This is a genomic window from Arthrobacter silviterrae, assembly GCF_011045165.1.
Lineage (GTDB): Bacteria > Actinomycetota > Actinomycetes > Actinomycetales > Micrococcaceae > Specibacter > Specibacter silviterrae.
On sequence record NZ_JAAKZI010000010.1, the window covers coordinates 46582 to 59489 of the forward strand.

Sequence of the window (12908 nt, forward strand, 5' to 3'; positions counted from 1 at the left end):
TAACGATTCGCACAGGCGGGGCGGATGCGGGCAAAAAGTGTCCGGGCGGAGCTGTAATCTAGCCCTAGGAGTGGCAATGACTGCCGTTGCCGGTCCCCGCCAACTTTGTGGTGCCAGGACGGCGGTCCGGGACTGTGGAAATGACGGGAGAAGGCGGCTGCGGTGCAACAACGGCATATCGGGAACAATTGGGTGCCGCTTGTCTGCCTGTCGCTGCTCTTTTTGTTCACCGGCGCCGTCAGCATGGTGGGCCAGCACGGCAACGGGGCGTCGTCCTTTGCATTTGTGATCGGCAGCCTGGCTGCTGCCGCCGTCAGTGCCGGCTGGCTGTGGCGGCGCCCCACCTGGTGGGTGGCACCCCGCAGGCACTACCTGTACCTGGCCGGCGGCACGGCCGCGGGAGTCCTCCTCGGGGCGCTCATCCCCTTTGACAACGGTTGCGGGCCGTGGCTGGTGCTGGGCGCCAGTGTGGCCGTTTATGGCTACTTTGAACGGCTGCGGTTGCTGGTGACCGTGGGGGCCGCAGTGGCCGTGGCGGGCTTTTTGGCCATGGTGGTGCCGGTGGAAGTCTGGGGCGGCGCCATGCACTTGACCGCCGCGGCAGTCCTGGCCTTCGGCGCCAACAGGCTGTATGTGCTGAAAAACGGCCGACGCCGGGAGTCCCAGGAGAGCGATCCGGCGTTCATCGGTTTCTTCGAGGAATTTGACGGGGACGAGCCACCCAACTTTTGGCAGAGCAGCCGGCCGAAGTAGGGCTGGCTTTCGGCGTCGGGCCCAGGCGTGGCCGGAGCATCACACCGGAGCATCAAAGCCACGCATCAAACCGCAGCGATAAACGTATCCAATTCTCGTTCCAGCCGGGGATACGTGGCCTCGGCCTTGGACTCCTGGCCCAGGCGGTGGTACTCCAGCCGGGCCTCGCCCAGGCTGCGGGCCCTGTAGAAGAATTGCCGGACAGCCGCGCCTTCCGATTCGGCCGGCTTCCCGCCATAGCCGCGCCAAAAGGCGTCCTTCTCCCTGGTGCCGCGCCGGCGGAGCAGGTGGAACGTCCAGTCCGCCAGCGGATCGCCCCAGGACGTCCGGTCCGAGTCCAGCACGGCGGTGATGTGCGGCGCCTTCGCGTCCGCGTCCAGGAGCAGATTGCCAATCCACAAATCCCCGTGGAGCAGCCTCGGCCCGGGCACGGAGTCCACTGCATCGGCGTGCCTGGCCAGCAAGGAACCCACCGTTCGGATGTCGCTGGCGGGCAGGCCGGCGGTGTTCAGGTCAAGGAACAGGTCATGGAAATAGTCCGCCAACGCCCCGCTCCACGAGCCAAAGTGGGGGCCCTGGACCTGGCCATAATGGGTGCCCTGGACGGCGTGGATGCGGGCCAGGAGGCCGCCAAGCTCCTCCCAAAACGGGCCGATGTCCGGGTACGATGCCAGTGCAGTGGCCGCCGGGACGCCGGGGAGGAATTCCTGGAACAGGTAGTCGCCAGCCACCAACTGGTGTGAGAAATCCGTGGCCAGCACCTTCGGCATGAGCTCAGCGATTGGCGCCAGGAACGGCACCGCCGCCACTTCATTGCGCATCAGGGTGCGCTCGATGCGGAACTGGCCGGCCGGTTCCGGGGCAATGCGCAGCACCACGGGCGCCCGGCCCGCCAGCTCCACCCGGAACGTGGAGTTGTAGTTCCCGCCCGGCAGCTGCGCGACGGCCTCAATGGTGGCAGGTCCGAAAGCTCGCCGGCACATGGCCTCGAGCTGTTCCGGCACGCGGTTCGCCCCAAAACGCGCCCCAAAACTCGCCCCAATATTTGCCCCGAGAGGGATGCTCACTGCTGGAATGCGCCAATGGTCAGCAGCTCAATATTGCTATTGCTGCACGCGGTCAGCGGGTGTGCGATCACCAACCGGTCCGTGGCGCTGGGCGGGTACACCATCACGGAATCCGCCGCCACGCGAGTGCAGTTCGGGTAGTTCCCCGCCTGTGTGTACCGCAGCACGGCGGCCGCACTTTTGCCGGGGGCCAGGGAAATGGGGCCCTTCGAGGGCGCGGTAGCATCGCGCACGGCCGCGGCGCCGATGGGCGTGTCCACCCCCGCCTTGACCAGGGAGACTCCGGGGTAGCCGTCCAGGATGCACGTGGCGGCCGAGGTGTTCTTCACGATCAGCTTCATGTAGATGTGCCCCGCCGCCCCGCCGCCCGTGTCGTCCAGCGAGCCGGCCAGGGAGGCCGCCGCGCAGAGGGGCGGGGTTGCGGCCGTGCTTGGCGCCATTGAAGGAGCGGACGACGTCGCCGCTTCCGTTGTGGGGGCAGGCTCGGCTGAGGCGGTGGTTGGCGCCGCGGTGGTGGCCGCGGACGTGCCGGCCGCGGGTCCGGCGGACGGCCCGCAGGCGGCAAGGACCAGGACGGCCGCGGCGCCCAGCAGGGCAGCGGCCGGGAGGCGTCGGGTGGTACGTTGCCGGACTGTGGTGCGCTGCTCAATGGTCATGGCTTAACTTTTGTCCCCTGTGTTCCCGGAGTCAACCAGCCCCGCCGCCGTCGAACCCGTCGAGTCAGCGGATCCGCGCCGAGACCGCGCAATAGGAGGGCGTGTCTCGGCGCGGGCCCGCTAACTCGGCGAAAGGGGGGGCGTGTCAGCCGATGGGCTCGGGCATGGTGGAAATCGTGTAGTCCAGCCCAATGGTCCGTCCCGTGACGGGGTCACCCATCTCCACCCGCCAGACGGGGGCAAACTGGTCCACGCCTGCCGTCATGGCAACGGTCCCGGAGAGCAGGACGGTGCCAACGCCGTTGAGCTGGCGGTCTTCGAGTACGTCGAGCCAGTAGTCGGGGGGGAGGAGAGCGCCTAGGGAGCTGTCCTGGATCAGGGTCTCCAGGCCGTCGTCGCCGGTCACCCACCCCTTGATGGTGATCTGGTCCAGGTGGTCCCGGACGTCGTCGAGCCGCCAGGCCTGCCGGCCCAGGAGGTCCGGGGAGGCGTTCTTGCTCCACGCGACGCCGTGGACTTCCAAGGCGCGGTCGGTGTGGTCGCAGGCAACTGTCAGCAGCGGCCCCTCCTCGCTGATGACCAGGGCCCACTCCGCTTCGCCGGAGGTGCGCGCGTGCTGCACTTCCACGGAATCAGCCTGCATGGCCAGGTAGGCCGACACCGGGTAGAGGGCCGGGGTGGTGGACGGTCCGGGGATGCCTAGTTCGGCCAGTTCGGCGATGTGCGCCTGGACCTCGGCCTGGGCGCGTCCGGCGTATCCGGCATTGAGGAGGTTCTTGACGGACACCACGGTGGTGGTGGCGTCGGGGAGTTCAAAAGTCAGGGCGCTCATGGGAGGGTTCCTTCGCTGTGGGATGTTTTTTGGGAAATTTTGAGATTGCTCTCGCCTTTCCCTTTCTAGTATGCGTATTGTATACAAGAAGTACAACACGTGACCGGTATCATATTTTTGAAAGGAACCTCCATGGCGAATACAGCACACGCTGCCCGCGGGCAGTCACAAAGCCCGCAGCCACAGCGACGGGATCTTGTCAAGGCATTCATTGCCAGCCTCAGCGGCACATCCCTGGAATGGTACGACTTTGCCGTCTATTCGGCGGCCTCGGCCATCGTCTTCCCGGCCCTGTTCTTCCCGGGCAATGATGCCCTCACCGGCGCCATCCTGGCATTTTCAACATACGCCGTGGGCTATGTTTCCCGCCCCATCGGCGGCATCGTCTTTGGGCGGCTGGGCGACAAGCTGGGGCGCAAGCACGTCCTGGTGGTCACACTCGTCATGATTGGCGCAGCCACCTTCGCGATTGGGCTGTTGCCCACCTACGCAAACATTGGCTATGCGGCACCCATCATCCTGGTGCTCCTGCGGTTCGCGCAGGGCGTGGGAGTCGGCGGCGAGTGGGGCGGCGCCGTGCTGCTCTCGAGTGAATTTGGCGATCCCAGGCGACGCGGCTTCTTTTCCTCGGCAGCCCAGATCGGCCCGCCCCTGGGCAATCTGATGGCCAACGGCGCCCTGGCCGTGTTGACGGCATCCCTGAGCGAGCAGGCCTTCCTGGCCTGGGGCTGGCGCGTTGCCTTCCTGATCTCCGCACTGCTGGTGGCCTTTGGCCTGTGGATCCGGCTGCGCCTGGAGGACACCCCTGTGTTCAAGGCCATCGCCGAAAGCGGCGACCGGCCCACGGCACCGGTAAAGGAAGTCTTCACCACCCAGCTCCGTCCCCTGACGGCGGCCATCCTCTGCCGCATCGGGCCGGATGTCACCTATGCACTGTTTACCGTCTTCACCCTGGTTTACGGCACCACCCAGCTCGGCTACACCCGCAATGACGTCCTGATGGCCGTCCTGGTGGCCTCGGGCTGCCAGGTGATCACCATCCCGCTGGCCGGGGCCATGTCCGACCACATCAACCGCCGCCTGCTGTACGGCATTGCGGCTGCCGGTTCAGGGGTGTGGGCATTTGTCTTCTTTGGCGTGGTGCACGGCCACAACGTTCCCCTGCTGATCCTGGGGATTGTCCTTGGCCTGACATTCCATTCGTTCATGTACGGCCCGCAGGCAGCATATGTCATTGAACAGTTCAGCCCGCGGCTGCGCTACACCGGCAGTTCGCTGGCCTACACGCTGGCCGGAATTGTGGGCGGCGCCATTGCACCCCTCATGTTCACCGTACTGCTGAGCAGCTTCCACAGCTGGGTTCCCGTGGCAATCTACGCCGCGGTGGCGGCCGCCCTGACCGTCGTCGGGCTGGCCATGGGCCGGAATTCAGACGTGAGCGAGGATGAGAACTACCTCGCGGCGGGCCTGGCAGCCCAAGCCAAATCCAACGACGACGCCGGCCAGTCCGGCTCCAGCGCCGGCGAACCGGCGCACCAGCACAGCTAGCCGCGCAGGAACAGGTCCAGGGTGACGGCGAGGTGCGCGTCGATGGCGGCGGTTGCGGCAGGGACATTGCCGTCCCTGAGCGCGCCGACAATCAGGCCGTGCTCCTCGCACACCCGGTTCTGCCGGTCCTGGCTGCGGAACAGTGCCTGGACGCCGATCAGGACCTGGCGGGCACGCAACTTGGAGTACGTCTGCGACATCAGCTCGTTGCCGACGGCGTCGATGAGCAGCTGGTGAAAATGCTGGTCCAGGCGGATGAACTCCGTGGCGGCATCCGGCTCGAGGCTGTCCACCAGCGCGGCCTGCTGCGAAAGGGTCTCCGCCATTTCGGCCAGCGGCACGCGCCCGGCGCCGATGGCGGCGCCGGCGGCGTACTTTTCCAGGACGTTGCGCAGTTCAAAGAGTTCGGAAATCTGGCGGCCGGAAATGGTGGGGATCAGCGCCCCGCGCTTGGGGATGAGCTCCACCAATCCGTCCGCCACCAGCAGCAGCAGTGCCTCCCTGACGGGGGTCCGCGACACGCCAATCTGTGCCGCGAGCTCCTGCTCGTTGAGGAAGGTGCCCTGCATATTGGGGTCGGTCAGAATGTGGTCGCGCAGAAACTCGTAGGCCCTGTCGCGTCCCGACAGGGACTCACGATTTGCTTGCATACCCTACGTATACACTAACGAGGAGAAAAAGATGCGCGTTGCGCTCGCCCAGATCATCAGTTCCGCGGATCCACAAGAAAACTTGCGGCTGATTCGACGCTACACCGCCGACGCCCGGAACCAGGGCGCGGAGCTGGTGGTGTTCCCCGAGGCGGCCATGTGCGCCTTCGGGAACCCGGTGGCGGACGCCGCCCAGCCACTGGACGGCCCCTGGGCCAACGCTGTCAGGGAACTGGCCCGCGAATTCGGCGTCACCATTGTCGCGGGAATGTTCACCCCGGGAGCCGGCGGACGGGTCAGGAACACCCTGCTGGTGGCCGGCCCGGATGCGGACACCCACTACGACAAGATCCACCTGTTCGACGCCTTCGGATTTTCCGAATCCAGCACCGTTGATGCGGGCGACAGGGTGGCCACCTTTGACCTGGGAGGCACCACGCTGGGCCTGGCCACCTGCTACGACGTCCGGTTCCCCGCGCTCTTTGTGGCAAACGCCGAGGCGGGCGCGTCCATCACCATCGTCTGTGCATCCTGGGGAGCGGGCCCGGGCAAGGCGGATCAATGGGACCTGCTGGTCCGCGCCAGGGCCCTGGATGCCACCTCGTTCGTGCTGGCCTGCGGACAGGGTGACCCGGCCACGGCCGGCATCGCCGCCACCGGCACGGCGCCCACAGGCATCGGCCGCAGCGCAGTCATCTCGCCATTGGGCGAGGTGCTCGGCAGGCTCGACGGCGGCGAGGGACTGTTGGTGGCCGATCTGGACGTGGCCGCCGTCGAACAGGTCCGGCAAACCCTTCCCGTCCTCGCCAACCGGCGGACCATCCTGGCCGAAATTAACGCGAGTTAGCGGCCACGCGTCGAGATCCGCACAATGTTTGTGCGGATCTCGACGCGCATCCGCTGTTTCGGCGGAAGGGGAAAACGGGTGGGGCTACTTCGGCGAAACGGTCCTGCCGCTGCGGATAAACGCCAGCCCGCCCAGGACCAACCCGGCCACACCGGCACCGAAGCCGAGCCACGCGGGCCAGGCGGCGCCGTCGTTCCCGGCATTCTCGCCGGAAGCCGCCGAGGCGCTGTTCGTGGTACCGTCCGTGGTGCCGTGCGAGCCGTGGTCCGCGCCTGCGGCCACGGCCGCGGTGACCGTCAGGGAAGGTGCAGGCGACTGGACGCTGTCCTCGGACGCCCCGGCGGCCGGAATGTCCTTCCAGTCCGTGGATCCCTTTTCACATGTTTGCAGCGTGGGGAAATACAGCGTCTTGCCCGCGGTGTCCGGAACCTGCAGGGAGAGCGTGAACGTGTCCCGTTGGTGCGGGTCAAGCGGTGTTTTGGCCGTATACGTGACGGCGCTGGTCCGTTCGGTGATCTTGCTGCCGTCGGCCAGTGTCCGCGGGGTGGCAAACTTTTCGGTGGACTCACTGATGGTCCAGTTCGGGTTGACCGTGGGCGTGACGGCGTTCAGTTCCTGCGGCAGCGTGATTTTCAGGCTGGTGGTGGGCGAGCCGCTGCAGCCGTGCGGGACGCTGAAGGTGAGCAGCGAGTACGAGTTTGCTGCGGTCGAATCCGGCGTGGCGTCCACATGGGCGGACGCAGCGCCGAGCCCCAGGGCCATGAGGCCGGCCGTGGCGCCGAGGGCAAGGGTGGTCTTGAAGGTACGGGAAAAACGCATGGTGAAACCTTTCGGGCGCGCGGAATTGCGCAAAAATGGTGGGGTTGGGCACCCCGCGATTGCCGAAGGGTGCTATGCGAAGAGTGCCGTTGCCAGCGGCGGCCCGCGGCGCGTGTCGGGCCGGACATTGCGCCAGGGCAGGCGCGGCAGGGTGCGCGGCAGCACCGCGGGGCGCTCCTGCCGGGCGGGCAGTTGAAGCACGACGGCGGCGGCACGGTACAGCGGCCGCAGCCAGCCGGCGAGGGCCCAGAGGGCGCTTTCGCCCTGGGTGAGCAGCACGGCGGTGGCCAGGGTGGCGGCGACGTGGGCCACCACCATCCAGCCGGGCATGGCCGCATGGGCCGCCATCGCCGTGCCGGCCAGCTGCGTGGCGCCCATGTCCGGCAGCATCGGGAAGTCGGCGGGCATGCCGTGGTGCATGCTGTTCAGCGCCCCGGCCGGAACTTCGGCCAGGGGGGCGCTGACGGAAAGTGACTCGAAGGCCTGGTGGAGCACCAGCTGGCTCGTGGCCAGCAGCGCCGTCATGGCGGGCAGGCGCAGCCGGAACCGCGTGGCGACCGTGGAGCACAGGATGTGCAGGGAGGTGAGCGCCGCCATGATGGCTGGGGAGGGCAATGCCCCGCCAGCCGCGACGTGCGCCCAGGCGGCCAGGCCCAGAATGGTGGCTCCGACGGCGGTGGTTCGGAGCAGCCTGAAGGGAGCGTGGCGCACTGTGCTCCCTTCGATCAGCCGACCTGTCTAGCTTATCGAGGAAACAGCCTCCCCGTGGCCTTCCAGGTGTCGCTCAGACCCGGTTGCGGGCAGCTCCGCCTGTGCAGCGGGCAGGGTCAGCGTGAAGGTGGTGGCGCCCGGCCGGCTGTCCACGCGGATGGTGCCGTGGTGCGCGGCCACGATGGCCTGGACAATGCTCAGCCCCAGCCCAGTGCTGCCCTGGCCGCCGGTGCGGGACGCGTCCGCCCGGGAAAACCTGTCAAAGATGATGTCCCGGAAGGCCGGGTCAATGCCCGGCCCGTTGTCCGTGACCTGCACGGTGGCGGCCCCGTCGGCACCCTGCGTCAGCACCGTGGACACCGTGGTCCCGTCGGGGGTGTGCTTGGCTGCGTTGGAGAGCACGTTCAGCAACACCTGCTTGAGCTGGCCGTCGTCGCCCTTGACCGTTACGGGATCGTCGGGCACCTCAAACGTCCAGTGGTGCCCGGGGGCGCCCACCCGGACGTCGCTGACGGCATCCATGACCAGCGGGGCCAGGTCCAGGGTGCGCAGCGCCACCGGCTGGCCGTCGTCGAGCCTGGCCAGCGTGAGGAGGTCCTCCACCAGCCGGCCCATGCGCAGTGACTGGGCGGTGACCCGGCCCAGCGACGTCTTGCCGCCGGGGGTCAGTGACTCGGTCATCTGCAGCAGTTCTGTGTAGCCGCGAATGGCGGTCAGCGGCGTGCGGAGTTCGTGGCTGGCGTCGGCCACGAAGCGGCGCACCTTGGTTTCGCTGCGCTGGCGGGCCTGGAGGGCGTGGGAAACATTGTCCAGCATGGCGTTGAAGGCATGCCCCACATTGCCCACTTCAGTGCCGGGGTTCGCCACGGTGTCGGGGACGCGGACGCTCAGGGCGACCTCGCCGGCGTCGAGCGGCAGCTGGGCCACCCGGGTGGCGACGGCGGAGAGCTTTTCCAGCGGGGCCATGTTCCGGCGAATGATCACGGTGCCCGCCAGGCCCAGGAACACCAGCCCGGCCAGGGAGACCAGGATGATGGTCAGGACCAGTTTCGCGAGGGTGCGGTCGACGGCGCCCAGCGGCAGCCCGGTGATCAGGACGCCCCCGTCGGGGACGGCAACTGCCTGAAGCCGGTAGCTGCCGATGGACAGGGCCTGGTCGGTCATGGACCCGGCCGTGGGCAGCCCGGCCAGGATCTGTGCATCATTGTTGGTCAGCTGCTGCCGCGTGCCGCTGGGGGAGAGGACGCCACCGGTGACCACGTAGCCGCCGCAGATGATGGCATTGAGCTGGCCGGTCCCGGTGCCGCGGGCGTTGAGCGGATCGGGCCGGGCGCAGGCGGAACCGGAGGGTGCGTTGAGGTTGAAGTCGTGGGAACGGGAGGTGGCCTGGGCCAGCTGGCTGTTGACCTGGCTATTGAGCGACATGCTCATGGCGCTGTAGCTGATCATTCCAACCAGCACGCAGATCACGGCGAGCAGGGCCAGCATGACGGCCACCAGGCGGGTGCGCAGGTGCCAGGTGCCGGGGTGGCGAAGGCGGGCGGCCGCGGAGCGGGCGGCCTTGCTGGCCGTGGTGCGGGCCGCGGTGAAACGGGGGCTGCTGCTCACACGCATGGCTTGATGACGTAGCCGGCGCCGCGGACGGTGTGGATCATGGGTTCGCGGTCGGCATCGATCTTCTTGCGCAGGTAGGAGATGTACAGCTCCACAATGTTGCTTTGGCCGCCAAAGTCGTAGTCCCACACGCGGTCCAGGATGCGGGTCTTGCTCAGCACGTGGCGCGGATTTTCCATCAGGTACTGCAGCAGCTCGAACTCGGTGCTGGTCAGGGTGATTTCGGCGCCGGCGCGGGACACTTCGCGGGTGTCGCGGTTCAGGGACAGGTCCCCCACCGTCAACTCAGCGGCATTGGGTGCGGTGACCCCGGCGCGCTGGACAATGCGGTGCAGGCGCAGCAGCACCTCCTCCATACTGAAGGGCTTCGTCACATAATCGTCGCCGCCGGCATGCAGCCCCGTGAGCCTGTCCGCAACGGCGTCCTTGGCGGTCAGGAACAGGGCGGGGATGTCCGGGTAGATGGTGCGGATGCGGCCCAGCAGTTCCACGCCGTCCATGCCGGGCATCATGACGTCCAGGACCAGTACGTCCGGGTGGAAGGCCCTGGCTGTTTTGAGAGCTTCCTGGCCGTCGTGCTCCACGGCTACGTCCCAGCCGGCCAGTTCAATCCCCATGCGCATCAGGTCGGCCAGGGAGGGCTCGTCATCCACCACCAGGGCGCGGATGGGTTCGCCGCCCTGCCGGGTGAGCTTTTCGGGACCGTTGGCGCGGTGAGGTAGGGACATGCCTCCATTATGGCTGTGCCCGGCCTGCATACGGCTGGAAGATTGCTGGGAGTTGTCTGTGCGTGTTTGCGAGGTTGGGCGCGAAATCCGCGGTGGGGGCGGGTTTTCACCGAAATCCCAGTAGTCCCTCAAAGCGGGTGCAAATAAGCGAGTGTCCACCACTCGTGTTTCCCGCGCGGAAGCCCCATAGCTTGGCTGCCATGCACTGGCCGCCTGGCCGAGTGCTGCGACTCGCACCCGCACATATCGATGAGACCTGGGGGTTTCCATGAGCAATGCCAGAACTATACCCAATTCCGCCCGGACCGCTGCCGGTTTGTCCGCCCGGCTGTCCGCCCGGCGGCTGGCCAGCGCCGTCGTGATGACAGGCGTTGTCACCAGCATGCTGGTGCTGGCACCACCTGCGACGGCGGCCCCCGGGAACTCCGTGAGCTCTGCAAGCACTGCCGGCATTTGCAACGGCGTCGTCAACCAGTTGGCGCACCGTGGCACTGTCCAGGAAAACCTGCTGAAGGCCGCCGCCAGGAAGAACGCTGCCATCATCACCCAATTGCAGGCTGAACGTGCCCAGCTCCAGTCCAGCGGAGAGGCCCTGAAGGTACAGATTGCCGCCGCCAACACGGCCATCGCCACTCTTGAAGCCCAGGGGGCACAGCTGGAGGCCGACCTTGCCACGGCCACCGCCCAGCTGGCCAGCCTGCAGGCCCAGCAGGAAGCCACGGCGCAGGCCATTGCCGACGCCCAGACAGCCCTCTTTGACCTGGAATCACAGAGGGATTCAGTGCAGGGCCAGCTCACGCCGCTCCAGGCGCAGCTGGCGGACGCCCAGTCAGCCGCCGCCCAGCTGAACGGGGAGGCCCAAACCGCTGCCAGCAAGGTGGCCGCCAAGCAGGCCGAAATCTCCGTTGCCGACGGACAGCTGACGGCCCTGAAGGCGTCAGCCACCCAGGCTTCCGAGGCCCTCGACGCCAAGAAGACGCAAATCAGTAAGGCAACGGCGGAACTGGCAACCCTGACCCAGGCCGCGCAGGACGCCGACGCCGCCGTGGCTGCCGCCACCCGCGCTGTCGCAGATGCCGAAGGCGAGCTCACCGTCCTTGAGAACAGCGGCACCGCGGCCCAGGATGCCCTCGACGCCCAGAACGCCAAGGTGGCCAAGGCAAATACCACCCTCGCCACGCTCACGTCTGCCGCAACAACGGCAGCCGACGCGGTCACGGCCAAGAATGCCGAAATCACCCAGGCGCAGGGGCAGCTGGCGGCGCTGCAGTCGGCGGCTACAAGTGCTGCAGATGCGCTCACCGCCAAGAACACCGAGATCACCCAGGCTCAAAACGACCTTGCAGGACTCCAGACGACGGCGGCAGCCGCGGTGGCCGCGGTGGCAGATAACACTGCGGGGATTAATGCGGCCAACGCTGACATCGCCTCGCTGCAAGCGCAGATTGGAGCTGACACCATGGCGATCGCTGCCAAGCAGACGCTGCTGGCCCAAGCGCAGGGTGAGCTGACGTCGCTGCAGGCGAGCGCCAAGTTGCTCAGTGACCAAATCGTTGTCCTCAACGGGAAGATCAATGACGGCAGCGGCGGCAACAAGACCGGGCTCATCAAGCAGAGAGACGGGCTGCAGGCCCAGCTTGATCCGATCAATACCCAGATCACACAGAAGTCCGGCGAGATCTCAGCACTCCAAGACGACCTGGCCGGTTTGCAGTCAGCCGTCAACACGCTGAGTGGCGAACTGGTGGCCAAGCAGGGCGCCAGCAGCGCGCTCCAGCAGCAGGCGGCGCCGCTGCAGGCGGCCTTGGACACAGCCAATGGGAATGTCGCCACCAAGCAGGCAGACATCGCCGCGTTGCAGGGCCAGCTGCCTGGCCTGTCGGACGCGGTGTCCACTGCAAACGCTGCCGTGACAGACAAGGCCCGCGAGCTCAGCACACTGCAGGGCCAGCTGCCGGCGCTTCAGGATGCGGCCAGCTCCGCCCAGGCCGCCGTCGTCGCCCAGCAGCAGGTGGTTTCCAACCTCGAGGCTGCGCTGCCCGCCCTGGCGGATGGCGTTGCGCAGGCCCAGGACGCCATCGATGCGCAAAAGGTGGTGCTCCAGGGGCTGCAGTCCACCCTGGCTGCCGCCCGGGAGGCTGCCACGGCAGCGCAGGCGGCGGTGGACGCCAAGAACACGGAGCTTGCCGCCCTCAACGCTGAACTGCCCGGCCTGCAGGCAACGCTGGACGCCACGAATGCTGCCGTCGGAGTCAAGCAGGCCGAGCTTACCGTGCTGAACGGCGAGTTGGACCAGCTCACGGCCACCCTTGCAGGCCTCAACGCGCAGATCTCCGCCAAGGAAGCGGACATCCTGGCGCTTCAGGGGCGGGTGGCGCCGTTGTTGGAGCAGCTCAACCAGCTCAACGGGGAGATCACGGCGGCGGACGCCGCGCTGAGCGCACTCCAGGCCCAGCTGACGTCGCTGGACCAGCAGCTCACGGCAGCGCAGTCCGTGCTCCGCGACCTCGAAGCCCAGAAGAAGGCCAACAAGGATGCGGTCAAGGCCCAAAAGGACCTTGTGAAGGGCCTGCAGGACCAGCTGGGGTCGGTGCAGCAGCAGATCGGCGCGATTGACGGACAAATCGCCTTGGGCGGTTGCGCGGCCTGATCCCCGTGCCCGCCCGGTCCGCTGAGTATCCCG

The 12908-nt window shown here is 67.2% G+C and carries 12 protein-coding genes; 4 read left to right on the forward strand and 8 right to left on the reverse strand.

The features are described 5' to 3' along the window. Positions 1–162: 162 nt before the first annotated feature. A complete protein-coding gene (locus G6N77_RS07745; RefSeq protein ID WP_165181454.1) occupies positions 163–753 on the forward strand; it encodes a hypothetical protein in 591 nt (196 codons plus the stop codon). A gap of 65 nt (positions 754–818) precedes the next feature. Here the strand turns inward: G6N77_RS07745 and G6N77_RS07750 are convergent, their stop codons facing one another. From G6N77_RS07750 to G6N77_RS07760, 3 genes are all read right to left on the reverse strand, one after another. Next, positions 819–1757 carry a phosphotransferase family protein gene (locus G6N77_RS07750; protein ID WP_165181455.1) on the reverse strand — a complete coding sequence of 313 codons (939 nt, stop codon included), beginning with the start codon at positions 1755–1757 and terminating at the stop codon, positions 819–821. A gap of 59 nt (positions 1758–1816) precedes the next feature. Then, positions 1817–2476 carry a DUF4232 domain-containing protein gene (locus G6N77_RS07755; RefSeq protein ID WP_165181456.1) on the reverse strand — a complete coding sequence of 220 codons (660 nt, stop codon included), beginning with the start codon at positions 2474–2476 and terminating at the stop codon, positions 1817–1819. Between the two features lie 145 nt (positions 2477–2621). Beyond that, positions 2622–3308 (reverse strand): DUF2848 domain-containing protein, encoded by a 687-nt coding sequence (locus tag G6N77_RS07760; protein ID WP_165181457.1) that lies wholly within the window; start codon positions 3306–3308, stop codon positions 2622–2624. A gap of 132 nt (positions 3309–3440) precedes the next feature. On the opposite strand from G6N77_RS07760, the gene G6N77_RS07765 reads away from it, so the two are divergent. Further along, on the forward strand, positions 3441–4856 hold the full coding sequence (locus tag G6N77_RS07765; RefSeq protein WP_165181458.1) for an MFS transporter: 1416 nt from the start codon (positions 3441–3443) through the stop codon (positions 4854–4856). Here G6N77_RS07765 and G6N77_RS07770 read toward each other — a convergent pair. Next, positions 4853–5506 carry a GntR family transcriptional regulator gene (locus G6N77_RS07770; protein WP_165181459.1) on the reverse strand — a complete coding sequence of 218 codons (654 nt, stop codon included), beginning with the start codon at positions 5504–5506 and terminating at the stop codon, positions 4853–4855. The genes G6N77_RS07765 and G6N77_RS07770 overlap by 4 nt on opposite strands. Before the next feature lie 31 nt (positions 5507–5537). On the opposite strand from G6N77_RS07770, the gene G6N77_RS07775 reads away from it, so the two are divergent. Further along, positions 5538–6353 (forward strand): carbon-nitrogen hydrolase family protein, encoded by an 816-nt coding sequence (locus G6N77_RS07775; protein WP_165181460.1) that lies wholly within the window; start codon positions 5538–5540, stop codon positions 6351–6353. A gap of 84 nt (positions 6354–6437) precedes the next feature. On the opposite strand, the gene G6N77_RS07780 is transcribed toward G6N77_RS07775, so the two are convergent. The 4 genes from G6N77_RS07780 to G6N77_RS07795 all read right to left on the reverse strand — a co-directional run bounded on the left by G6N77_RS07780 (position 6438) and on the right by G6N77_RS07795 (position 10225). After that, complete coding sequence (locus tag G6N77_RS07780; protein ID WP_165181461.1) at positions 6438–7172, reverse strand: YcnI family copper-binding membrane protein; 735 nt, start codon at positions 7170–7172, stop codon at positions 6438–6440. 72 nt (positions 7173–7244) lie between these two features. Then, positions 7245–7883 (reverse strand): hypothetical protein, encoded by a 639-nt coding sequence (locus G6N77_RS07785; RefSeq protein ID WP_165181462.1) that lies wholly within the window; start codon positions 7881–7883, stop codon positions 7245–7247. 27 nt (positions 7884–7910) lie between these two features. Beyond that, positions 7911–9491 (reverse strand): sensor histidine kinase, encoded by a 1581-nt coding sequence (locus G6N77_RS07790; RefSeq protein ID WP_306987270.1) that lies wholly within the window; start codon positions 9489–9491, stop codon positions 7911–7913. After that, a complete protein-coding gene (locus G6N77_RS07795) occupies positions 9488–10225 on the reverse strand; it encodes a response regulator transcription factor (protein WP_165181464.1) in 738 nt (245 codons plus the stop codon). The genes G6N77_RS07790 and G6N77_RS07795 overlap by 4 nt, the downstream gene beginning before the upstream one ends. Positions 10226–10493: 268 nt before the next feature. Here G6N77_RS07795 and G6N77_RS07800 point away from each other — a divergent pair, with 268 nt between their 5' ends. Further along, on the forward strand, positions 10494–12875 hold the full coding sequence (locus G6N77_RS07800; RefSeq protein WP_240901770.1) for a coiled-coil domain-containing protein: 2382 nt from the start codon (positions 10494–10496) through the stop codon (positions 12873–12875). Positions 12876–12908 lie beyond the last annotated feature (33 nt).